Here is a 22,496-nt window from a genome sequence, read left to right as displayed (position 1 = left end):
CATGGCTGATGCACCCCTTTTGCAGATCTCCAATCTTCAGGTCACCACGGAGTCCACCACCTTGGTGGACAATATCTCGGTGGAGATTCCCCGCGGCGGCCGCGTTGGGCTGATTGGTGAATCCGGATCCGGAAAATCACTGACGGCACTTTCGATCATGGGCCTTTTGCCCCACGGCGTTCAGGCCCAGGGCTCGATTACTTTTGCCGAGCAGCAGATTTTAGGCCTGCCTGACCGGCAGATGCGCAAGCTGCGCGGGTCGAAGATTGCCATGATCTTCCAAGAGCCCATGAGCGCGCTGGACCCGCTAATGAAAATTGCGAAGCAGATTCCCGCGTCGTCCACACGCACTACTCGCCTGTTGGAAGAAGTCGGGCTCGATTCGTCGTTTGCTAACCGCTACCCGCACCAATTATCGGGTGGGCAGCGCCAGCGCATCATGATTGCCATGGCACTCGCTCAAGACCCAGATCTGCTCATTTGTGATGAGCCCACCACCGCACTCGATGTGACAACGCAGGCAGAGATTCTCGCGCTCATCGAAAAGCTTGTTGCCACCCGTGGTCTGTCCTTGTTATTTATTACCCACGACCTCGATGTGGTCAAGCGCATGTGCACCCATACCGTGGTGCTGCGCGCCGGAAAAATCGTCGAATCCGGCACCACCGCCGAGATTTTGCAGAACCCCCAGCATGCGTATACCCAAGAACTCATCGCCGCGTGTGAACTTGGTGCTGCGACTACCGATGATGCCCCAGCCACCGAAGTGGCGATACGCGTGGATGATGTCAGCAAGGTCTACGGCGCCAAAACCGCCGTCAACAAGGTCTCTGTCTCCATTCCACGCGGTAGCCGCTGGGGTTTGGTCGGCGGATCCGGCTCAGGTAAAAGCACGCTGATCAAAATGATCGCGGGGCTGACCGCGCCGACCTCGGGCGATATCGACGTGGCTGGTTCTGTCCAAATGGTCTTTCAAGACCCACAAGGCTCACTCGATCCGCGCATGTCCGTGGGCAAAATTATCGCCGAGGGCTTGCCCGATAAAAATGGAGCCACGGCCAAGGTCGCCGAGGTGCTGCGTGCCGTTGGTCTGAAGCCCGAGCATGCCTCGCGCTATCCGCATGAGTTTTCCGGTGGGCAGCGCCAGCGCATTTCCATTGCGCGCGCGATCATTGGCCAGCCAGATATTTTGCTTGCCGATGAGGCCGTCTCCGCCCTCGATGTTTCCGTACGCGCGCAAATCCTTGAGCTGTTAAACCAGCTGGTGGAGGAATTCGGCTTTACATTGTTGTTTATCTCCCATGACCTTGGCGTGGTGCGGCAATTGTGCACGCATGTCGCCGTCATGCACGAGGGAGAAATTATTGAACAGGGCGCTACCGCAGATATTTGGCAGAACCCGCAGTACAGCTACACCCAGACATTGTTGTCTGTGGTCTAGCGCTGTGGTTTAGCTCGAGTACACATCCAATAAGTACGACCCATCGAGCAAGTGCTCTTCTTCGTATTCGAAGACAGCAAAGGCTTCTTCCAAGGAAGCCATCTCCGAAGCCTGGGTTCGCTCTTGCGACGAGGCACGGTGATTAAAGAAGTTCATGAGCGTAGACCCACTTTCACGTCGAGCAATACGACAAAGTTCGACACACCAGCATAGCTTACATCGATGGAATTTTCCTAGCCCATAGTATCCCACAAACTTGCGAATCGTTCTACTATCAAGTTATGCCCACTGATACCGTCTTAGATGGCTATAGCCTAAGTGAACAGCACCTCATCGATCACGAATTCTTACAGCTCGGCTCTGCCCTATCCACGCAGACTCCCATCCTGCTCATTCTGTTAGCACTCGGGGTGTTAGGGCTCATTGCCGCCGCCATCATGACGGCACTCGGTACCGGCACTAAAACACAGCGAATCTCCCTAGCGGTGCTATCCATGGTTTCTATCGCATCCAAGTACCTCTGGGTACCGCTTGCCACGAGCATAAAATTCTCCGACGCGCAGCTGCTCTGGTACTCGCTCAAAGTCTATTCCGGCTACTGGCAAGGAGTCAGCTTGTTGGTCATCATGCTGGAGATTATCGCCGTGGCAGTGATAGCCATCGCGGCGCGGGCGCGGTGACTGTTCTCCCACACTTGGGCGTAAAAATTGCCCTACTCAGGGAATACCGGAATAATAGGCAGGCCTCAATAATTTTGTTATTTTTGTAATCGATCTTCTAAGGATCTTTATGAGCGATAAAGCATCGCAACCTCCAAGTACCGGCGGTCGGAGAACGACCGTCGGAATTTATCCCCATGACATGCACCCAGGCCTTGTCCCGGGTATTCCCGTCGAAGAACAGCGCAACCGTTTCGGTATTGATCGCGTTATCTTCTCCGTCACCGCGGTGCTGATTGTCGGCTTCATCATCTGGGGCGTCACGCGCCCCGATCAAGTCTCAGCCGCCTCATCCACCGCTTTTGGTTGGGCTATTACCAATGCCGGCTGGCTGTTGAACTTTACGATGATCATGGCGATCATCGTCATGGCCTACGTTGGCTTTTCTAAGCTCGGCCGCATCAAACTCGGTAAAGATGACGAGGAGCCGGAATTTAGCCGCTTCTCCTGGGTTGCCATGATGTTCGGCGCAGGCATCGGCGTGGGTCTGTTCTTCTACGGCCCGTCCGAGCCACTCGCGTATTACATCACTCCCCCACCACACACCGTCGAAGGCAGCTCCGTGGAAGCCTTGCACCAGGCCATGGCGCAAGCACACTTCCACTGGGGCATGTCCCCATGGGCAGCGTATGCGCTTGTGGGCGCCGCCATCGCGTACTCCTCGTACCGCCGCGGCCGCGTCACTTTGATCTCCTCGATCTTCAAGCCACTATTTGGCTCCAAAGACACCGATGGTCCTTTGGGCAAATTGATTGACATCCTCGCGCTAATTGCCACGCTCTTTGGTACTGCAGCTACCTTGGGTGTCTCCGCTGTCCAGATTGGCGAGGGCGTGGAAATCGTCTCCGGCGCAGGACCTGCGACCAACACCACGCTGGTCATCATCATCGCGGTACTCGGCATTGGCTTTATCATTTCCGCAGTCTCCGGTGTCGCGCGCGGTATTCGCTACCTGTCGAATATCAACATTTCGCTCACGCTGGCGTTCATTTTCTTCGTCTTCGCGGTGGGACCAACCTTGTTGCTACTCAACTTGGTTCCTTCCGGCATCTTGACCTACATCGACGAGCTCTTGCCGATGATGGCCAAGTCACTGTCATGGGGCGATGAAACCATCGAGTTCCAATCCATCTGGACTGCCTTCTACTGGGCATGGTGGATTGCCTGGACCCCATTTGTGGGCATGTTCGTGGCACGTATTTCCCGCGGCCGCACGCTGCGTGAATTTACGGCCGTGACCGTCTTCGCACCGACCATGATTTTGGTCTTGGCGTTTACCGTCTTCGGCGGCACCGCCATTACCTTCCACCAGCAGGGTGTTGAAGGCTTCGACGGTGAATCCGGCGGCGAAGCAGTGCTCTTTGCAATGTTCCAGAACCTGCCGCTGGGCCAGATCACACCGTTTATCCTGCTGATTGTGCTGGCCATCTTCTTTATTACCTCTGCGGACTCCGCATCGGTAGTCATGGGCACCATGTCGTCGAAGGGCAACCCAGCGCCGAATAAGCTGCTGGTTGTCTTCTGGGGTCTGTGCATGATGGGCATCGCGATTGTCATGCTGCTGACCGGTGGCGAAGATATTCTGTCGGGTCTGCAGAACCTGACCATTTTGTCGGCGCTGCCCTTCAGTGTGGTCTTGCTGATCATGATGGTCGCGTTTGTGAAAGACCTACGCGCGGACCCCATGTTTATCCGCCGTACCTATGCGCAGACCGCCGTGGCGAATGCCGTAATTCGCGGTTTGGAAGAGCACGGCGATGACTTCGAGTTCACCGTCAGCCCCGCCGAAGAAGGCCGCGGCGCGGGTGCTGATTTCGACTCCACGTCGGAGCGCTACACCGAATGGTACAAGCGCACCGATGAAGACGGTGACCACGTCGATTATGACTTCGACACCGGCGAATGGGCCGATGGTTACGAAGAAGAGAAAGAGGAAAAGGACAAGAAGGACTAGTCCTCCGGAGCCTTTACTGGGTCCCCAGCTTTCGCACTAGGGCTGCCCGTCTGCACTGCAGTACGGGCAGCTTTTGTGATCGTGGACGGGTGCTCATCCTCTGTCGCTAGACGTTCAAAAGCAATCGCGGCCAGCGCTGCTGCCTGATCGCCGAGAATCGAGTCATCAAACCGCGCCAGCGGAGAGTGATTCCATTCGCGCTGCGCATAAGGGGTATCAGGATTAGCGGTACCCAGCCAGAAGAAGGAACCGGGTACCTGGGCAAGAACTGCACCAAAGTCTTCCGAGGCCATCATCGGTGCTTCAAATTGGCGGATGGACTCTTGTCCAAATTGCGCGCCCCACACGGTGGAGGCAAATTGGTTTTCGCGCGCATTGGTTTTGGTAGTCGGATAGAGAATCTCAAAATCCACCTCGACGGAACAACGGTGCGCCGCAGCGATATTAGAAGTGACCTCACCAATGACTTGGCGCACGGCATGAATCTGTTCATCACGCAGCACGCGCACGGTCGCGCCCAGTGCGGCTTGGTCGGGAATCGCGTTGAAGGCGCCATCGCCGGCGCGCAGATTCGTCACCGTGAGCACAATTGGCTCCAGGGCGTCGAAGCGGCGGGTGATAGCAGTTTGCAGCGCGGTAATGATCTCCGCCAAACAGGTCACCGGGTCCACCGCATCATGTGGACGCGAGCCGTGTCCGCCTTTGCCATAGACCGTAATCGCCAAATTGGACGAGGATGCCATGGTGGGGCCATTAATATAATGAAAAGTGCCGCGATCCTGCGGGCCGACGTGCAAGCCATAGGCAGCGATCGGGCGACGCCCGGCTACATCTAATACGCCTTCATCGATCATGAGGTCGGCGCCGCCAGGGCCTTCTTCCCCGGGCTGGAACATGAAAATGACATCGCCGGCAATCTCCTCGCGATAGCGCGATAAGATCCGTGCCGCGCCCACGAGGGCTGCGGTGTGCAAGTCATGTCCGCAGGCGTGCATGTATTCATTCGTCGACGCAAAGGGGCTTCCGGTGCGCTCTTTCACCGCTAGGGCATCCATGTCGGCGCGCAGTAGGACGGAGACGGGGCGCTCCCCGCGCTTGCCGCCGCGCATGACGGCGGTGACCGAACTTAAGTCTTGGCCGAGAGTAATTTCTAGCGGCAGGCCGTCGAGGGCATCCAGCACGGCCTTTTGCGTCCGCGGCAATTCCAGACCGATTTCCGGGAAACGGTGCAGGGTGCGGCGTAGGTCTTGGAGTTCCTCGACCATCGCGGAGCCTGCTTCACGAAAGACCTCGCCGGAGCTGCGTCCCTCAATCGTGGAGGCGACGTATGGCAGCGGCGGAAGCTGCTGGCCTTGGCGCGGAAGCTTGCGCTTTTTCTTAAATTGGCCAGGCAGCGGTTTCGTTTCGGTGGCATAAGGATTTCCAGGTGGTGTTTCCATGCCAACCGAGTTTAGCGATTTTTACTCCGAGTCCGTGGACAATGCCGCCACGAATGCTTCCTGCGGAACATTGACCGAACCAATGGCCTTCATGCGCTTCTTACCGGCCTTCTGCTTTTCCAGCAGCTTACGCTTACGGGAAATATCGCCGCCGTAGCACTTAGACAGCACGTCCTTGCGCATCGCACGGATATTTTCACGGCTAATAATCTTCGAACCAATCGCTGCTTGGATAGGCACCTCAAACTGCTGGCGCGGAATGAGTTCTTTCAGCTTCTTGGTCATCTTATTGCCGTAGTGGCCAGCGTGGTCTTTATGCACGATGGCCGAGAAGGCATCGACAGGCTCACCTTGCAGCAAGATATCGACCTTGACCAGGTCTGCTTCCTGCTCGCCGGCTTCCTCGTAGTTCAACGAGGCATAACCCTTGGTGCGGGACTTCAACATGTCGAAGAAGTCAAAGATAATCTCACCCAACGGCATGACATAGCGCAGCTCCACGCGGTCTTCGGACAGATAATCCATGCCCTGCATTTGCCCACGCTTGGACTGACACAACTCCATGGTCGGACCAACATAAGCCTCAGGCACGATGATGGTCATCTTGACGATGGGCTCGTAGACCTCTGGGATCTTGCCGCTTGGCCAGTCCGATGGGTTGTGCACCATCCTCTCCGAGCCATCTTCGGAAATCACCCGATAGGTAACCGAAGGCGCAGTCGAGATCAGATCCAGATCAAACTCGCGCTGCAGGCGGTCGCGGGTAATTTCCATGTGCAACAGGCCCAAGAAACCACAGCGGAAACCAAAGCCCAAAGCCACTGAGGTCTCTGGCTCGAAGGTCAACGAGGCATCGTTAAGCTGAAGCTTTTGCAGCGCCTCACGCAGATCGGGGAAATCTGCCTGCGAGATCGGAAACAGTCCGGAATAGACCATGGGTTTCGGGTCGGCGTAACCAGTCAGTGGTTCGTCCGCGCCCTTATTCGACCAGGTTACGGTATCGCCCACCTTGGTCTCACGCACGTCTTTCACGCCGGTAATCAGATAGCCCACCTCGCCGGGGCCCAAGCCCTTGACTGGGGTGGGAGTTGGCGAGACCACGCCGAGCTCGAGAATCTCCAGATCGACACCGGTATTCATCATGCGGACCTTTTGGCGTGGCTCCAATTTGCCGTCGACCATACGGATGTAGGTCACCACGCCGCGGTAGGTGTCATACACCGAGTCGAAAATCATCGCGCGTGCTGGCGCATCCGCACCGACCTCACTGCTAGGTGCAGGAATTAGTTCCGTGACTTTATCCAGCAGCTCCGGTACGCCCTCGCCGGTTTTGCCCGATACCTTGAGGACTTCTTCGGGCTCGACGCCGATAATATTCGCGATTTCCAGCGCGTACTTTTCTGGCTCCGCATTAGGAAGGTCGATCTTGTTGAGCACTGGAATGATTTCCAGGTCATTTTCCATCGCCATGTACAGGTTGGCCAGGGTTTGTGCTTCGATGCCCTGCGCGGCATCGACAAGCAAAATGGCTCCTTCGCACGCATCCAAGGCGCGGGAGACCTCATAAGAAAAGTCCACGTGGCCTGGGGTGTCAATCATCTGCAAGACGATTTCCTCGCCTTTTAATTCACCAGAGCGAGGAATCCAAGGCAAACGGACGTTTTGCGCCTTGATGGTGATACCGCGTTCGCGCTCAATATCCATGTTATCCAGATACTGATCGCGCATATCGCGGGCTTCAACCACGTTAGACAGCTGCAAGATGCGGTCTGCCAACGTTGACTTGCCATGGTCAATGTGCGCGATGATGCAAAAGTTACGGATCCGGGCGGGATCCGTCAACGTTTTAACGGCAAAATTATTAGTCAAAAGATTCCTATTCCATGCACGTAAAGAAAGCTTGTACCAACCATACCGAAGACATGCTTAAAAATAGGAGTTAGGATGGACAATATGACTAACACCTTCGTGTCCCGTTTACGCAAAGTAGCCGGCATTGAGGTGAAAGACCCCTTAGATCTTGGACTTTCTCGCATCAACGCCCGGTTAGGAATGCATGGCAACCACGGCGGGACTGATCCACGCAAGCCCGCCAAAATCCGAGTGGAGCACACCGAAACCCGTGCGCGTTCCATCTTCTTTGCCCCCGATATGGACGGCCAAGCCGATTCCGGGGAAGTCGTGTGGGTCTGGGCGCCGACGCAAGGGCCCAGCTCCCCTCCCACCGAGCGCGCCATCTTATTAGTCGGCCGCACACGCTCCACGGTCTTGGGCTTGTTAATCTCCCCCAATGCCGCGCATGCCGATGATGAAGCTTGGTTGGAAATTGGCTCCGGCGAATGGGACGATTCGCGCCGCCAATGCTGGGTGCGTCTAGACCGCGTGCTCGAGGTATCGGAAGAACAAGTCCGCCGAAAAGGCATTCTCTTTCCCGAGCGCCGCTTTGAGCGGATTGCGAACCGGCTGCGCCAGAAATACCACTGGGGATAAATTTGGGTTTTAGCCGCGCTGCTTGGTACTGTATCCAGGTTAGTTAACTTCGCGCGCGCGATTGCGCTAGCGGTCAGGACCTTGGGTCCGCTCGTTAATCGCCAAGATTATTTACTGTTGTAAATGATCAGGAGCTGTGCACGTGAGGTTAAGTATCCAATCATTTTCGATTTACAAGAGGTATTTCTCATGGCAAATATTAAGTCCAAGCAAAAGCGTGCTATCACCAACGAGAAGGCACGTCAGCGCAACAAGGCAGTTCGCTCTGCAGTTCGCACCGAAATCCGCAAGTTCCGCACCCTAGTGGAGGCTGGCGATAAGGCTGGTGCAGAAGCTCAGCTGCGTAAGGCTTCCCGCGCACTGGACAAGTCCGTATCCAAGGGCGTCTTCCACCGCAACAACGCGGCTAACAAGAAGTCCGGTATGGCTGCCGCTTTCAACAAGATGAACTAATCTTTTTCAAAGCATCCCTGGTGCCCCATGCAAGCAATTGTGTGGGGCACTAGGCATTTTCTAATGTTGTTCGAACTGATGCCGGGTGTGTCCGGCGGTGCGGCTAAGATAATTCAACGATGACGAACCTGAAGCCCTTGGTAAAGTGGGTCGGCGGAAAACGCCAGCTACTGCCACATATTCACGCTGCCCTACCGGCAACGGGCTACTCCACCTATTTTGAACCTTTCTTCGGCGGTGGAGCGGTTTTGTGGTCCCTTGCCCCGCACAAGGCCGTGGTCAATGATCTCAACGCTGAGCTCATCAACCTCTACGCCGTGGTTCGTGACAATGTGGAAGAGCTCATCGCGGAGCTTCAGGATTACCCCAATGATGAGGAATTTTTCTACCAGCTGCGCGCCCTAGACCGCGATGCCGAGGTATTTGCCCAGCTTTCGCCCGTCAAGCGCGCTGCCCGTACGGTGTATTTGAATAAGACCTGCTACAACGGGCTGTACCGCGTGAACCTGGCAGGACAGTTCAACTCCCCTTTTGGCCGTTATAAAAAGCCGCTGATTTGCGATACTAAAACTTTGCACGAGGTCCACGCCTACCTCAATGACAATGACGTCACCTTCCTGCAGGGCGATTTCAAGGACGCCGTGAAGACCGCGCGCCCTGGTGATTTCGTGTATTTCGATCCGCCCTATGACCCGGTCAATATCACCAGCAACTTCGTTGGATATGCCGCCGGCGGGTTTGGCCGAGCCCAGCAGGTAGAGCTCAAAGAGCTTTGCGATGACCTCTCGGCCCGCGGCATCAACTGGATGTTGTCGAATTCCGCCACGGATTTCATCCGCGAACTCTATGCTGATTATCACGTGGATATCGTGGGTGCTTCACGCGCTATCAACTCCGTGGCCTCTAAACGCGGCAAAGTCGATGAGGTATTAGTTCGCAATTATGACCGCTAACCTGGACGAAAAAGAACTTCGCCTATTATTTAACGTGCCTAACAGCGCACCGCTTGGCCGCAATGATCTGGGCTGGCTGCGGGTGTTATCTCAACGCAGCCCCAATGCGGATGGCTATTTCCGCATCAGTGCCACTGACCTCAAAGAGCTCTCCTCCCGCGAGCCACGGTTGATGGCCAAGCATGATTCCACGGCGGCCCGGCCCTGGATCTTTGCCAAGCGCGGACTAAATATCCTTCCGCTATCACGCTCAGAATATTTAGTGGGCCGATTCGATCTTTTTAAGAACTTCCCCGCAGAAGAAACTTTAGGCCCCATCCGCTACATGCCTTTTCCCGATGGCATTGAGTCCCTGCATCCTACGAGCATCACCTCTGAATCCGCGGCGTTGAATGCCTCTGCCCTCTCGGGCATTCTCGAGGATTTTCTCGGCACAGAGAAACTGCACGCCACCGTTGCCGGTCGCATGTCTACGGGAGAAATTGACGTGGAGCTCGCCTGCGGCAGCTTCCACATCAGCAAGGCGCAGATGGAAATTGATGCCGGCTTAGAATCCTCAGATCTCTTATGCCTGGTGGAGGCCAAAAATCATTTGTCTGCAGACTTAAATATCCGCCAGCTGTATTTTCCCTACCGCAGGTTTTCCCAGACCATGTCGAAGCCCGTGGCACCGGTCTACCAGGTCTATTCCAATGGTATTTTCCACCTGTACCGCTTTGAATTTTCCGATCCGCTGCGCCCAGAATCCATTGCTTTGGCCCACGCCGCGCGCTATACGCTCACGGCATCGCGGATTACCTTGGACGTGCTCCAGAAATTGGTGGACGCTGCCACCATTGAACCGGAGCCGGAGAAGATCCCCTTCCCGCAGGCGGATAGCTTTGCGCGCGTCATTAACCTGTGTGAGCTGCTGCAGGAAGCTCCACTGAGCGCGCAGGAGATTACGGAAAACTATGACTTCGCCTCGCGGCAAACCAACTATTACGCCAGCGCTGCGAAATACTTAGGCCTTATCACCGATAACAACCGCACCTGGTCGCTGACGGATTTCGGCGCCAAGGTCATGGGTGAAGAGCGCAATGAGCGCAATATTGCACTAATTAAGTTGCTGCTGCGCCACGAGGTTTTCCATACGGTGCTAGCAAAAGCACTGCGCGATAACCAGGTTCCTACCCGCGGTGAAATCAGCGCCATTATGGAAGCTTCAGGGGTTGGCGTTACCGGCTCCACCCTTGGTCGCCGCGCCGGCACCGTGCTGTCCTGGGCGCAGTGGGTGTGGGCGCTCGCGACGACCGAAGAGCTACAACTCTAAATTCCGAAGATATCCCGGAATCCGGTGACTGCCAAGGCGATGCCGGCAATCATGAAAAAGGTTCCCGCGGCGATATCAATCCAGGGTCCAGCGGCCAACAGCTTGCGGCGCACCGCCTTGGTGGATACCACGAAGCTGATGAGAATGAACATCGCGTAGCAGGACAAGCTCATCGCCAAAATCAGCGTGATGGCAACGCCCAGCGACGGGCTGGCGGGAAGCATCGGCGCGATGAGCGCGGAGAGAAATAAGACGATCTTGGGGTTGGAGAGATTCGTCGCTAAGCCTGTGCGGAAAGAATGCCGCAGCCGGCCTAATTGTGCTTCTTGTTCTGCCAACGACATGGGCACGGCATTGCGTGACAGCCAACCTGCTTTGAAGGTGGAAAAACCCATGTATAACAGCCAGCTGCCGCCAAGTAGCTGCACCAGCCCCAGCAGTTGCGGGAATGCCGTGAGCAAGGCTGCGGCGCCCAAAACCGTGAGGGTATTCCACATGAATACCCCGACCTGAATCCCGGTGGCCGCTGCGAGGGCATGCTGGCGTGACTTGGTGGCCAACCTGGTGATCAAGATGGTGTCGGGCCCGGGGCTTAGTGCTCCTAACAGGTTGAGCACCACGATGGTGGCGAGGGAAGAAACGCTCACTCGAAGCGACCTAAGAGATCTTCACGACCAAACATGGTGGCAGTATCGATGGCATTTGGCGTGCCTGCCTTCGGGTTGGCTCCCGCTTCGAGGAGCGCATCAATCACGGCGTCTTCTTTTTTAAAGATCGCACCGGCAAGTGGGGACTGCTTGCGGTCATTGAGCAAGTTCACATCGGCGCCTTGCTCCACCAATGCCTGAACCAGTTCTGGGTGCCCGTTGTACGCGGCGAGCATGACAAAAGACTGGCCATCGTGGTTGACCAAGTCCACGCTAACGCCCTGCTTAATGTACTCAATCAGGGTGAGGTCACCGTGGCGGGCTAAATCAAAAAGCTTGGTGGCGAACTCTGCGAGTTCTTGCTCATTATTTTCTTCAGTCATGCAGGTTAGTTTATCGTGCGAGCTCCGCAATTTTTTTAACGGCTGCCTCGACGGCATAGTCGGCGCCATCACGCCCTAAGCTTTTCACCTGTCCGTCGAGGTCAGAAACCACAATGGCTGCCTTGCTGATATTTTCTCCCGACCACCGACGCGCAATCGGCGCGGTTTTTTCGGCCACATACGGATGCAATCCGGACTGCTTGGCAAGGGAGAATTTATCGCCGCGTGCGGTATACAGCCTGGCGATGACGCCTACTTTATTGGCTAATGCCGCCGCGATGCCCACGGGTTCTGCGCCCAACTGCAATGCTCTACGGCAGGTGGCCACGGCCTCTCCTACCCGACCGGCGACTGCGGCATCCGCGATGTCCCAGTTTTCTACTTCCGCAACCCCGGCGTAGTAGCGCTGCACGGTTTGCCGCGTGACATCGCCGCCGGTATCGGCCACCAGCTGGGAAATGGCCGCGGCCAAAGAACGTAGGTCGGAGCCCACGCCTGATAGCAGGGCATCGACGACATCGGGGGTCGGGCGAATGCCGTGCGATGCAAACTCGCGCGTTGCCCACGGCTTGACCTCATTGTCATAAAGCGCGAAGACTTCATGGACTTGCGCCAGCTTTTGAATTTTGGCGACCAGCTCCGGTGGCTTCTTGCGGTTTTTTAGGTTTTTTCGCGAAATCGCGAAATTTACCACCATCGTCATGCCCGGCGCGGGGTCTTTCGCCGCATCCACGATGAGCTTAATCAACGCTGATCCCACACGTTCAGTATCAGAGATGACAATCACGCGGGTTTCACCAAACAGCGACGGGCTGGTGGCTTCCAGAATCTCCCATTCGGTGACCTCGGCCGCGCGCAGCACCTTCAACTCCGGTTGGTCGCCTGTTTCTTCTGCCACCGCTTTTTGGATCGACTTGCGGGCACGTTCTGCCAAAAATTCGTCATCGCCCAAAATTAGGTGCACCGGTTCCATGCACACCATCATAGAACACTAAAATCTTCCATCCGCAGCGTGCTGGGTGCCATCGGAATACACGGTTACTTCCCCATCGCGGTTGGGATACAGCACGGGGATTCCCTCAGGAGTTTGAACAGGTCGGCTGCTCTTTTGGCCAGCCGAATCAAGAACGACGATGGCCTGAGTATCGGCGGGAACCTCAGCGATGTCGTCGTCGCGATTAACCGTGTGCACCTGGGTGAGTTCCACTGGGTCAGGCTTGGGGCTGAAGTCAGTTGCTCCCCACACCATCAACACCGCCAAGATGCCCAAGGTCTTGCGTGGGTGCCCGCAGACAAGGCCGGCGACTATCCACCCATAGGCAAGCAGTACTGCCCAAGGTGTGGCTTCAATGACGGAAATAGGCAGCTCTTGGGCACCGGCGGCGATGTGATAGATCCACCAGGTAAATGGCTCAACCACTTTTAATAGCAGCGCTGCCGGGAGATCAAATGGCAGCTGTGCCAGTCCGGCAGCGATAAGTCCCACCACGGTTATCGGTGCGGATGCGGGTGCCACCAGAACATTGACCAGTACGGATACTAAAGAGACTTCGCCAGCCATCAGCGCGACAATGGGCATTGTGGCTAGGTCCGCGGCGATAGCAACCGCTAATGCGCGGGATACGATATCGGGCCACTTTAGGGGCGTAAGCACGCGGTGCAGCATCGGGGTCAGCACCACGATGGATGCGGTCGCGGCTGCCGATAGCGCAAAACCAAAGCTTGCGGCCATATCGCTATCCCACATAATCAGCCCGATGATCCCTAAGCACAAGGAATGGAGAGGTTCCGCGCGTGAGGAATTGACCACGGCTAATAACCCGACGACGCCGGCGACACCGGCGCGCAGGACCGAAGGTTCGGTGCCGACGAGGATGATAAATCCCCATAGGGCGAGACCAGCAACCACGGCTTGTACGCGTGGTCCTAGGCTCATCCAGCGGCACAGTAAAAAGAAAGCAGTGAGCACGATGGCAACATTGGCACCGGATACTGCTGATAAGTGCGAAAGGCCGGTGTCAATGAATAGTTCTTGCTGGGCGGTATCTTGCAGCGAGGTATCCCCCAGCACCATTCCGGGAATAAGACCTTGGGACGCCTCACCCACGGACTCTTGAACAACTTCGCGAAAGTTCGCCGAGACATGCACGGCGATTCCTGCGGCCTCCGTGTAGGAGACAACCTCGCCATTGCCAATAACTCCGGCAACACTCGGTAGGTCAGAATCGCTCCACCGCGCATCGATTTCCACGACCGAGCCAGTATCAATGCCCTCTGGTAATTCCTCGACAAAGACTGGGTAGGTATTTCTCTCTGCACTTAGACGAACAAGATAACCGGTCTCAGTTTCCGTGGGACTCATCGTCACCGTGCCCACCGCTATCTCCTCTGGTGCCCGGCGCATGCGCAGCCAGGTCACCAGCAGTGAGATGATGCCCAGTACAAAGACCATGAGGGACTGTCCGAATTGTTTGCACACGACAAGCGCCGTGAGCACTCCCACGAGCAGGATGACCGCGAGCGGCAGCTGGCCTAATAACACCGTTAGGGTCACAGCCCAGACCATGAGGGCCGAGGGCACCAAGCGCAGCTCACGCATGAGTCTTAGACGGTGACCTGGTCTTGGAGTTTTTCAAACTTCGCGGGCCCAATGCCGCTGACATTCAACAGCTGCTCCACGGAGGTAAAAGAGCCGGCAGTGTCTCGATGAGACACGATTGCTTCTGCCGTAACTTCACCGACGCCGGGCAATTCCATCAGCTCCGCCGCGGTGGCGGAATTGAGGTTAATCAGTGAAGAATCTGCGCTCGTTCCCCCATTCGGAGCATCCGGAGGTGGGGCTTCGCCGATCGTGCTGACGTAGATCTGTTCGCCATCGACAAGCAACTGTGCATGGTTGATGGACACGATATCGGCGTTAGGTGCCAGCCCTGATATTTCTAAAGCATCGGCAATTCGAGAGCCCTGGGGCAGGCGCAAAATGCCTTGTTCTTTTACTGCGCCGACGACGGACACCACTACCTCTGCAGGCAGTGCTTCCTCCGAGGTGGCAGCGGGGGCTATCTGCGTCTGCTCTGCCGCTTCAATAGGTGGAAGCTGTCCTTGCTCAGGTTGGGAAGAAAAGGCTAGCCACAATAAAACGGCAATGATTGCTGCCGCAGCAACCACAAGGGCTTGCCACGGAGCAATCTTTACACGCGGGGTGGGATAAGAAACATCGAGGATTGGTTCTTCGCCGCTGGGTGCGGTTAGTTCAGATAAACGGTCAGTAATTCGGGCCATGACCTGAGGCTAAGACAACTGCTCAACCTCCCGGTAGCCTTCGGCCCGAATCCTGTGGACAACTTTAGTGATGCATCACCGAAGCGACAGGGTTATCCACAGAGTCCATTCTGGACGCCGCATGCTTGGCCGCGGCCCACCCGAAGGTCATGCCTGCGCCCACTTGTGAGCCAGCGCCAGGGTATTCGGAGCTCATGACAGATTGTGCGTCATTGCCGGCAGAATACAGCCCTTCAATGGCTTCCCCGTCCTCGCCTACCACCTGGCCGTGCGGGTTGATGCTGATGCCAAAGGAGGTGGCCAGTGGGGTCGGCAATAGGGCGATGGCGTAGAACGGTCCCTTGGCAATGGGGCCAAGGTTTGGGTTCGGCCCGTGCTCAGGATCGCCTGCGACTTGCCCAAAGAGCAGCTCGCCTTTGTGGAAGTCTTCATCCACGCCAGTTTCTGCAAACTTATTAAAGCGTTTAACTTCCTGCTTGAGTCCTTGTGGGTCAACCCCGATATCTTTGGCGAGCGCCTCAATGGTCTTCCCAGCGTGCAGGTAGCCCGAATCGATGTACTTTTTCAGCATGAATTTGGGCAGGTGCGGCATGGTAATCATGCCCAGGCCGTACTTAGCCAAAGTCCGTGAGTCCACAATCAACCACGCCGGGATGGTGGGGGTTGTCTTATTCGACTCATACATCGCGCGGACAAAGCGGTGATAAGACGCGGATTCATCGACGAAGCGCTTGCCATCGGCATTAACAGCAATCACGCCTGGTTTACCGCGGTCCCAAATGTGTGGGAATACGGCGGTGGAACCATCAGCGCGGGTGCCAATAGACGATGGGAACCACAGGGCGTTTTCGCCGTTGTCATCGCCAAGCTTTGCGCCGATCGCTGCTGCGAGCTGCATCGTATCTCCGTTGGTGTTTTCATTGGTGCGGGAGAACTGCGGCGTAGGTTTGGGCATGTACTGCTCACGCAGCTGCGGGTTTTGGGAAAAGCCACCTGCGGCCAGCACCACTGCCTTGCGCACGCGGATGCGGTGAGTGACCCCGCCGTGCTGCACGACCGCGCCGATGACCTCATTGCCTTCTTTAATAAGCTCAGTCGTCAACGCATTGCGCCACACGTTTCCGCCGCGTTGGAGCAGCTCATAGTACATGCGGGCGGTCAGCGCATTGCCCATCACCAGGCGGGTGCCGCGGTTAAAGCGGGTCATATCCAGCGCCCAGCGCACCCCGAGCTTGAGCGCGGTAGCGGCGGCAATGGCGGTTTGCTTCGGCTTTTTCGAAAACAGCCCCAGCAAGGTGTTGACCTCTGGTCGGCGCAGCATCATCGTGCCGTTCATCAGGGCAAATTCAGGCACTGGCGGACGCACGTGGGAGAAATTGACCTTGCCCAGCTTGCGGCCATCGAAAGGCTTAGGCTCTAGGGCACGTCCTGTTTTTCCGGTTTCTGGCAGCTCAGAATGATAATCCACCACGGCTGGCGAATGTAGGAATTCCACGCCGAGTTTTTCCATGTCATCGAGCATGTCCGAGGCCTGGTCGACATAAGCCATGCGCATCTTTTTCTCGGACTTGTCACCGACCAAGGTGTCCAAGTAGCGCTCGGCGCGCTCACGGTCATCGGTATTGCCTGCTGCGCGCTGGAATTTATTATTTGGCGCCCACACAGTGCCTGCGGAATAGGCCGTGGTGCCACCGATATAGTCGCTTTTTTCCACGAGCAATACGTCGAGTCCATCGGCTGCACCGGTAAGTGCTGCGCTGAGCCCTGCCGCGCCGGAGCCTAGAACCAGCAGGTCTACTTCCTTATCCCACGAATACTTGCTCATCATAATCAATCTTCTTCTGTTCAAAAGTGGAGTTAATGGCCTGTCCCACGGCATAGGCGCGGGTAATAGCGGAGCCAATCGTCGCACCACCGCCCGGGTAAGCATCCTTAAAGACCGTGGCCGAGCAATTGCCAGCAGCATAGAGGCCATCAATTGCCTGACCATCCCAGTCAACAACTTGGCCGTGGAGGTTGGTTTCAATACCGCCAGCAGTCCCCAACACACCAGGGTGCAGTTCAACGGCGTAGAAAGGTCCACTATCGAGCGGCGCTAGACACGGGTTGGGGGTATTTTTCGGGTCACCCAGGTGACGGTCTTCGTCCGAGCTACCGCGGCCAAAGACGGTATCTTCACCGTTTGCAGCATCGGCATTAAATTTCTTCACCGTCGCCACTAGACCTTCAGCATCGATGCCTAGCTCGTTCGCTAGCTTGTCGATGCCCCCTGCCCTCACCATCCACTCCGGCGCATCCTTTTCATTATCAAAGACAGGATGACCTGCCACTGGATACTTGGAGACGAAATCTGCGTCCATGATCAAATACGCCGGCAGATTAGCGAATTCGGCAGTGTCTGGGTCAATATTGCCAAAGACGCGCGCGAAGTCGTGATAGTTCAATGCTTCGTTGACGAAGCGCTCGCCTTTGTTATTGACCACGATGGAGCCCGGAAGCGTTGCTTCCACATTGCCCATTCGTCCAGATGGCTGACCGTCGTAGGTAGCGCCTTGCGCGGTGATGACTGGAACTCCCCAGATATCGCTAGTTTCTGCAATGGCGGCACCCACGCCCATTCCAAGCTTCAAACCATCACCAGTATTCGACGGTGCCGAGATTGGCGTGATCGGGAATTTCAGCAGCGTATTGCGCAATTGCTTTGACCACTCGAATCCGCCGGAAGCGATCACGACATTACTTGCCGCAATCACGGTGGTCTCATCGCCGGAGGTAATTTCTACCTCCCAGCCATTCTCAGTCTTATTCAGCGCCGTGGCTTGAGAGTTATTCGCAATGGAGATGCCCTTATCCCACGCGGAGGCCAAGAGTGCTGAGGCCAGTGCCCCGCCCATGGTGCGCACGCCTGCCTGTGCTCGTTCTTCGAGCAAGGCTGGATCCGGTGCCCCGCCGTGGAGCTGGTCGCGTTCGTCCATGGAAATCAGCGGCAGGTAGGTTGGCTGCCGCACAGCTTCGAGCAGGCCAGGAACTACTGATGGGTCAAAGGGCTTGTGGTCTAAGCCGCGGCCGCCTTCCGTCGCGCCTGGCAGCGCTCCGTGGTAATCAGGCCGTGCCAAAGGCGCATAATCTACGCGAGTATTTTCATCGAGGTAGCGTACCGCCGCAGACGAGTTCTCGATGTACCAGTGGATTTCTTCCGCAGAAAGCTTGCCCTTAGTCACCGCGCGAATATAGTCCGCTGCTGCCGATGTCGTATCGGTGTAGTTCCGGCGGCCCATGAGGTGATTGGTTGGTGCCCACATCACGCCACCGCCTGCCGCGGTGGTTCCACCCAGGTGGGAGGCTTTTTCGATGATGCCGACGCTCGCCCCACCGTCTGCGGCAACCAGCGCGGAGGTAAGGCCGGCGCATCCTGAACCAATGACCAAAAGGTCAAGGCGCTTCGGCCAGGTGCTCACCGAAGATAACAGTGGTGCTTGAGTGTTCATTGCTACTTTTCAACTCCTTGAAAATCAATCGCAATCTTGCCTACCTCGGCATTGCGATCAGTCAGCGTCGCAAATGCATTATCCAGGTCATGGAAATCAAAGCGGTGGGTGATCAGCGCGCTAAGTTCTTCTTGGTGCTTATCCAGCATCTCGATGCATTCGGGGAAGAGATTCTTAGAGTTACGCGATCCCCGCAGGTCAATTTCTTTGGATACAAGCTTGCGCATATCAAAGACCAAGTCACGGTCCGAGATTCCCACGCACACCACGCGTCCTGCGGTAGCCACATTGTCGATGGCTGCTGCAAGAGAATGTGGCGAACCGGTGGCATCAATAATCAGGGATGGACCGTTATTGTCAGTCCATTCAGCAAGCTCCGGTGCTTGTTCCGCATTGGGGAATCCACCATCGACGACGAAAGTCTTATCTGCACCAACGTGCGTTGCCAGTTCCAAGCGGCTAGGCACCATGTCTGTCACGGCGACTTCGCAGCCGACCTCTTTGAGGTAGCTTGCGGCTAGGATGCCAATGGGCCCCGCGCCATTGATGACTACCTTCTCCCCTGCCACTGGCTCTCCACGCTTGCAGGCTTGCATCGCAATGGATAGCGGTTCCGTGATGGGAGCGAGATTAAGTGGCAAGGAGTCTGGAATCTTGTACAGGTTTTCTACCGGTACGTTTTGTGAGGTCACCAGCGAGCCATCTTGGTAGCAGCCGTAGACGGTCATTTCCTTGCAGGCGTTGACTCGTCCGATGGAGCAGGCATAGCACTTGCCGCAGTAGAACATCGGCATGATGACCACTCGGTCGCCTACCGCAAATTCATCGCTGTTGACTTCGGTGATCACTCCAGCAGCTTCATGTCCCTGGATTATCGGCAGCTCTGAGGCGTAATCATCATCCCAGATATGGGCATCGGTACCGCAGAGGGTGACCGAGGCGATAGCCACGCGAGCGTGTCCTGGCGCGAGCACTTCTGCTGGTTGTTCCCGATATTCAATGGTCTGCTTACTTGTTGTAACAGCAGCTTCCACCGTCAGGATTTTGGCTGTGGAGGACAAAGGTGCAGCGGTAGTCATGATTACTTCGTTCCTTCGATTGCACCGAATGCGATATTCCACTTGCGGACCAAGCGCTCAGAAACAAAGCCACCGGAGTAAATCGGATCCTGGTTCATGATTTCCTCGACCTCTTCGACCGAGTCACCCTTGATAATCAGCAACGCACCCAATGGGTCGCATTCAGTCAAACGACCGGAGATGAGCAAGGTGCCGTTCTCGTGCAGGCTTTTGAGGAAGTCAACGTGAGTTGGGCGAATCTCTGCCATTTCATCGTTTTCTGGAACGTATGCGTAGGTTACTGCGTATGCGGACATGGGAAATACTCCTTTAGAAATTTATGTTTGAGAAAAAGTGGTGCCGGGAATTGAACTGGCTTTATTTCATTCCCAGCTTGTGGGTTGGCGTCTTGTAGGTCTCCTTGCCGGTGGCAAAAGACACCGCGGAGATGAGTGCAAAGGCCAGGCACAGCCATGCGACTGGCATCCAGTTTTCTGGTTCGCCGCCGTTGAGCCACTCGGCAACTGCTGGCGCAAAGCCAGAGACCAGCAGACCCAGCATCAAGCCAATGGCCATTCCGGAGTAGCGCACCTTTGCGGGGAACTGCTCTGGGAATGCGGTCATGTACGTGCCGTTTGGCGCTGCGTAGAACAGACCCATCAAAATCATTGCGGACAGGTAAATCAGCGGAACATTGCCGGAAGCAATAGAGCTGAAGAATACGAAGACCATTCCGCCTGCACCCAAGGCACCGGTGACGAAGACTGGCTGGCGGCCGATGACATCGGAAAGCAATGCCAAGAAAGGCTGGGTTACTACCGCCGCCATATTGGCCACGGCGATGACCGCCAGCATGGTGGTGCGCTCGATGTCATTGTGTACGGCGTACGACAAACCGAAGACATTCAAGATGGTGTTCATCATCGTGTAGGTTGACGAACCCATGATGCGCAGGACCGCACCCCAGTGGTTTTTGAAGAGTTCAACAACTGGCGCCTTGGGAGCCTCAGGAACTTCTTCTACTTGCTCTTCAAAGGTCTCGGATTCTTCCAAGTGCTTACGAATCCACAGTGCCGCAATGGTCATAAACGCACTGAGCAGGAAGGGAATGCGCCAGCCCCAGGAAAACAGCTGCTCATCGGGCAAAGCTGCTACGGGAATGAAGACCAAGGAGGAAAGAACGATTCCGAACATGACGCCGGAAGCGGTAAACGACGACAGGAAACCACGGCGACGAGTCGGCGCGTGCTCCATGGCAAGCGATGCTGCACCTGGCGATTCACCACCAGCGGACAGCCCCTGCAATAGACGCAAGATGACCAGCAAGATTGGAGCGAAGAGTCCAATCTGGCCATACGTTGGCAGCAAGCCAATCGCGAAGGTCGCAAGACCCATGGTGAACAAGATGATCATGAGCGTCTTTCGGCGACCCAAGGTATCACCGAGGTGACCGAAGAGGATGGCACCTGCCGGGCGGGCAATGTAGGCCACGCCGAGGGTCGAGATGGACAACAGCACGCCGTTGGCCGCGCCTTCAGGGAAGAAGACATGTGAAAATACCAGTGCGGCAGCCGAGCCGTAGATGAAGAAATCGTAGTATTCCAACGTGGAGCCCAGAAAGGCCGATAGCGCTGCACGCTTTGCCTGCTGAGTAGGCTTCGTTGGGTGCTTGTCGTGATGCTGCGTTGCGGACGGTGTAGGAGCCGGAGGAGAAATTGTCATGTCGTTATCTCTCTATGGGAAGGGACTGGATTCTCTGGCCGTATCAACCTCAATCTATGAGGTGGATAACCAAGTGAGAGCAACTTTAATCCGCATCACATTGTTAGAGAAATGCAGAAAGCTACTAACTTTATGTAGAAAACCCGCTCAATAATTAGACCCAGGTCACAAAAATGGGCAATACGCTTTAGGGATGAAAAGTATGCCCGGCATTTCGTGTCTGAAATACCGGGCATAAGAGAGATGAAAATTGGGGAAAATTTAAGGAAAAATATCCTTAATAACGTCCAAAACAGCATCGCGCGCAACACGTTCCATCCCCGACATCCACGCCACACCATGGCGCAATCGCAGGGAATCCTGCTTGATTGGAATCATCACCGTATTCGGTGGCGCCAGCCAGCCTGTCCCCTCGGTGGTAATGGCCACGCCCACGTCGCGGGCAACCAAAAGCAATGCTAGAAATGGGTCAGGTACTTCCTGCGCAATGCGCGGCACAAACCCTGCCTCAGCACACAGCTGGAAGGTGGTGTTGCGAAAGACTGAACCCACAAATTCCGGCGTGGTGATAAACCCTTCCCCCGAAAGATCCGACAGATCCACCACCTCGGACCCAGCTAATTCATGGTCCGCGGGCAAGACCACGCAAAAGGTCTCGGTCAAGATCAGTTGGGTTTCCACGTCCGGGTCATTAATCGGCAGACCCATCAAGGTGATATCCAGGTTGCCCTGCCGCAGCATGCTGATGGCCTCAGGCGTCAGCACTTGGCCCACCAGCTCTAAGTCCACCAGCGGCAGGCGCTGTTGCACCTCGCTGGTCAGCCGCGGCAGCGTGGCATAGTTTAAAACGCCGGAAAAGCCCAGCCGCACCGTGCCGACGATGTCGCCTTCTGCGGCACTGACCAACTCGCGTGCCTCAGACATGGTCGATAATATTCGCCGTGCTTCCGGTAGCAGCGCCTTCCCTGCCGCGGTGAGCTCCACGGAGCGAGTGCTGCGATCGAAAAGCTTTTGCCCGAGTTCTTTTTCCAGCTTGCGGATGAGCTGGCTCAGCGGTGATTGCGCGATACCGAGGCGGTTAGCTGCGTTGCTGAAGTGCAATTCCTCCGCAACGACGACAAAGCCTTCCAGCCACCGAATATCCATGAGTTGTCT

At 56.1% G+C, this 22,496-nt stretch carries 21 protein-coding genes; 7 read left to right on the top strand and 14 right to left on the bottom strand.

The annotated features are described in order from the left end of the window. Nucleotide 1: 1 nt before the first annotated feature. A complete protein-coding gene (locus CAMM_RS04020; protein WP_003849358.1) occupies nucleotides 2-1,441 on the top strand; it encodes an ATP-binding cassette domain-containing protein in 1,440 nt (479 codons plus the stop codon). Nucleotides 1,442-1,450: 9 nt separating this feature from the next. On the opposite strand, the gene CAMM_RS12915 is transcribed toward CAMM_RS04020, so the two are convergent. Then, nucleotides 1,451-1,597: a hypothetical protein gene (locus CAMM_RS12915; RefSeq protein WP_003849359.1), complete on the bottom strand. Its 147-nt coding sequence runs from the start codon at nucleotides 1,595-1,597 to the stop codon at nucleotides 1,451-1,453. Nucleotides 1,598-1,722: 125 nt separating this feature from the next. Between CAMM_RS12915 and CAMM_RS04015 the strand changes: the two genes are divergently transcribed. Both CAMM_RS04015 and CAMM_RS04010 read left to right on the top strand, forming a co-directional pair. Beyond that, nucleotides 1,723-2,121, top strand: coding sequence for a hypothetical protein (locus tag CAMM_RS04015; protein ID WP_003849361.1), 399 nt, complete (start codon nucleotides 1,723-1,725; stop codon nucleotides 2,119-2,121). Between the two features lie 109 nt (nucleotides 2,122-2,230). Further along, nucleotides 2,231-4,114 (top strand): BCCT family transporter, encoded by a 1,884-nt coding sequence (locus CAMM_RS04010; protein WP_050759902.1) that lies wholly within the window; start codon nucleotides 2,231-2,233, stop codon nucleotides 4,112-4,114. Here the strand turns inward: CAMM_RS04010 and CAMM_RS04005 are convergent. Both CAMM_RS04005 and lepA read right to left on the bottom strand, forming a co-directional pair. Beyond that, the gene (locus CAMM_RS04005) at nucleotides 4,111-5,553 is read right to left on the bottom strand and encodes a M20 metallopeptidase family protein (RefSeq protein WP_003849364.1); all 1,443 of its coding nucleotides are present in this window, start codon (nucleotides 5,551-5,553) and stop codon (nucleotides 4,111-4,113) included. The genes CAMM_RS04010 and CAMM_RS04005 overlap by 4 nt on opposite strands. Nucleotides 5,554-5,574: 21 nt before the next feature. Continuing rightward, complete coding sequence (lepA, locus tag CAMM_RS04000) at nucleotides 5,575-7,422, bottom strand: translation elongation factor 4 (RefSeq protein ID WP_003849366.1); 1,848 nt, start codon at nucleotides 7,420-7,422, stop codon at nucleotides 5,575-5,577. A gap of 84 nt (nucleotides 7,423-7,506) precedes the next feature. On the opposite strand from lepA, the gene CAMM_RS03995 reads away from it, so the two are divergent. From CAMM_RS03995 to CAMM_RS03980, 4 genes are all read left to right on the top strand, one after another. After that, the gene (locus CAMM_RS03995; RefSeq protein ID WP_171974886.1) at nucleotides 7,507-8,043 is read left to right on the top strand and encodes a type II toxin-antitoxin system PemK/MazF family toxin; all 537 of its coding nucleotides are present in this window, start codon (nucleotides 7,507-7,509) and stop codon (nucleotides 8,041-8,043) included. Between the two features lie 189 nt (nucleotides 8,044-8,232). Next, on the top strand, nucleotides 8,233-8,496 hold the full coding sequence (gene rpsT / locus CAMM_RS03990; RefSeq protein ID WP_040356331.1) for a 30S ribosomal protein S20: 264 nt from the start codon (nucleotides 8,233-8,235) through the stop codon (nucleotides 8,494-8,496). Nucleotides 8,497-8,615: 119 nt separating this feature from the next. Further along, entirely contained in the window at nucleotides 8,616-9,449 is an 834-nt protein-coding gene (locus tag CAMM_RS03985; RefSeq protein ID WP_003849370.1) for a DNA adenine methylase, read from the top strand. Further along, nucleotides 9,439-10,761 (top strand): type II restriction enzyme, encoded by a 1,323-nt coding sequence (locus tag CAMM_RS03980; protein ID WP_003849372.1) that lies wholly within the window; start codon nucleotides 9,439-9,441, stop codon nucleotides 10,759-10,761. Before CAMM_RS03985 ends, CAMM_RS03980 begins: the two co-directional genes overlap by 11 nt. Here the strand turns inward: CAMM_RS03980 and CAMM_RS03975 are convergent. The 11 genes from CAMM_RS03975 to shiR form a co-directional block, all read right to left on the bottom strand. Further along, complete coding sequence (locus CAMM_RS03975) at nucleotides 10,758-11,408, bottom strand: LysE family translocator (RefSeq protein ID WP_003849373.1); 651 nt, start codon at nucleotides 11,406-11,408, stop codon at nucleotides 10,758-10,760. The genes CAMM_RS03980 and CAMM_RS03975 overlap by 4 nt on opposite strands. Further along, a complete protein-coding gene (locus CAMM_RS03970; RefSeq protein ID WP_003849375.1) occupies nucleotides 11,405-11,791 on the bottom strand; it encodes an ankyrin repeat domain-containing protein in 387 nt (128 codons plus the stop codon). Before CAMM_RS03970 ends, CAMM_RS03975 begins: the two co-directional genes overlap by 4 nt. 10 nt (nucleotides 11,792-11,801) lie before the next feature. Further along, complete coding sequence (gene holA, locus CAMM_RS03965; RefSeq protein WP_040356449.1) at nucleotides 11,802-12,773, bottom strand: DNA polymerase III subunit delta; 972 nt, start codon at nucleotides 12,771-12,773, stop codon at nucleotides 11,802-11,804. A 9-nt stretch (nucleotides 12,774-12,782) separates the two neighbouring features. Continuing rightward, nucleotides 12,783-14,390: a ComEC/Rec2 family competence protein gene (locus CAMM_RS03960; protein WP_003849379.1), complete on the bottom strand. Its 1,608-nt coding sequence runs from the start codon at nucleotides 14,388-14,390 to the stop codon at nucleotides 12,783-12,785. Between the two features lie 5 nt (nucleotides 14,391-14,395). Then, nucleotides 14,396-15,073, bottom strand: coding sequence for a ComEA family DNA-binding protein (locus tag CAMM_RS03955; RefSeq protein WP_003849382.1), 678 nt, complete (start codon nucleotides 15,071-15,073; stop codon nucleotides 14,396-14,398). A 64-nt stretch (nucleotides 15,074-15,137) separates the two neighbouring features. Next, nucleotides 15,138-16,901 (bottom strand): FAD-dependent oxidoreductase, encoded by a 1,764-nt coding sequence (locus CAMM_RS03950; protein WP_003849383.1) that lies wholly within the window; start codon nucleotides 16,899-16,901, stop codon nucleotides 15,138-15,140. Then, complete coding sequence (locus CAMM_RS03945) at nucleotides 16,876-18,561, bottom strand: FAD-dependent oxidoreductase (protein WP_003849386.1); 1,686 nt, start codon at nucleotides 18,559-18,561, stop codon at nucleotides 16,876-16,878. The genes CAMM_RS03950 and CAMM_RS03945 overlap by 26 nt, the downstream gene beginning before the upstream one ends. Nucleotides 18,562-18,563: 2 nt before the next feature. Beyond that, nucleotides 18,564-19,640: an alcohol dehydrogenase catalytic domain-containing protein gene (locus CAMM_RS03940; RefSeq protein WP_003849388.1), complete on the bottom strand. Its 1,077-nt coding sequence runs from the start codon at nucleotides 19,638-19,640 to the stop codon at nucleotides 18,564-18,566. Nucleotides 19,641-19,642: 2 nt separating this feature from the next. Then, nucleotides 19,643-19,936, bottom strand: a complete 294-nt coding sequence (locus CAMM_RS03935; RefSeq protein WP_003849389.1) for a YciI family protein — start codon at nucleotides 19,934-19,936, stop codon at nucleotides 19,643-19,645. Nucleotides 19,937-19,997: 61 nt separating this feature from the next. Then, nucleotides 19,998-21,341 carry a shikimate transporter gene (gene shiA, locus CAMM_RS03930; RefSeq protein ID WP_003849390.1) on the bottom strand — a complete coding sequence of 448 codons (1,344 nt, stop codon included), beginning with the start codon at nucleotides 21,339-21,341 and terminating at the stop codon, nucleotides 19,998-20,000. A gap of 261 nt (nucleotides 21,342-21,602) precedes the next feature. After that, the gene (shiR, locus tag CAMM_RS03925; protein WP_003849392.1) at nucleotides 21,603-22,487 is read right to left on the bottom strand and encodes an HTH-type transcriptional regulator ShiR; all 885 of its coding nucleotides are present in this window, start codon (nucleotides 22,485-22,487) and stop codon (nucleotides 21,603-21,605) included. Nucleotides 22,488-22,496: the final 9 nt, after the last annotated feature.

It is taken from the genome of Corynebacterium ammoniagenes DSM 20306 (genome assembly GCF_001941425.1).
In the GTDB taxonomy this organism is placed as follows: Bacteria; Actinomycetota; Actinomycetes; order Mycobacteriales; family Mycobacteriaceae; genus Corynebacterium; species Corynebacterium ammoniagenes.
Note: the sequence above shows the minus strand (reverse complement) of the source record. Positions and strands in the feature narration are given on the sequence as shown.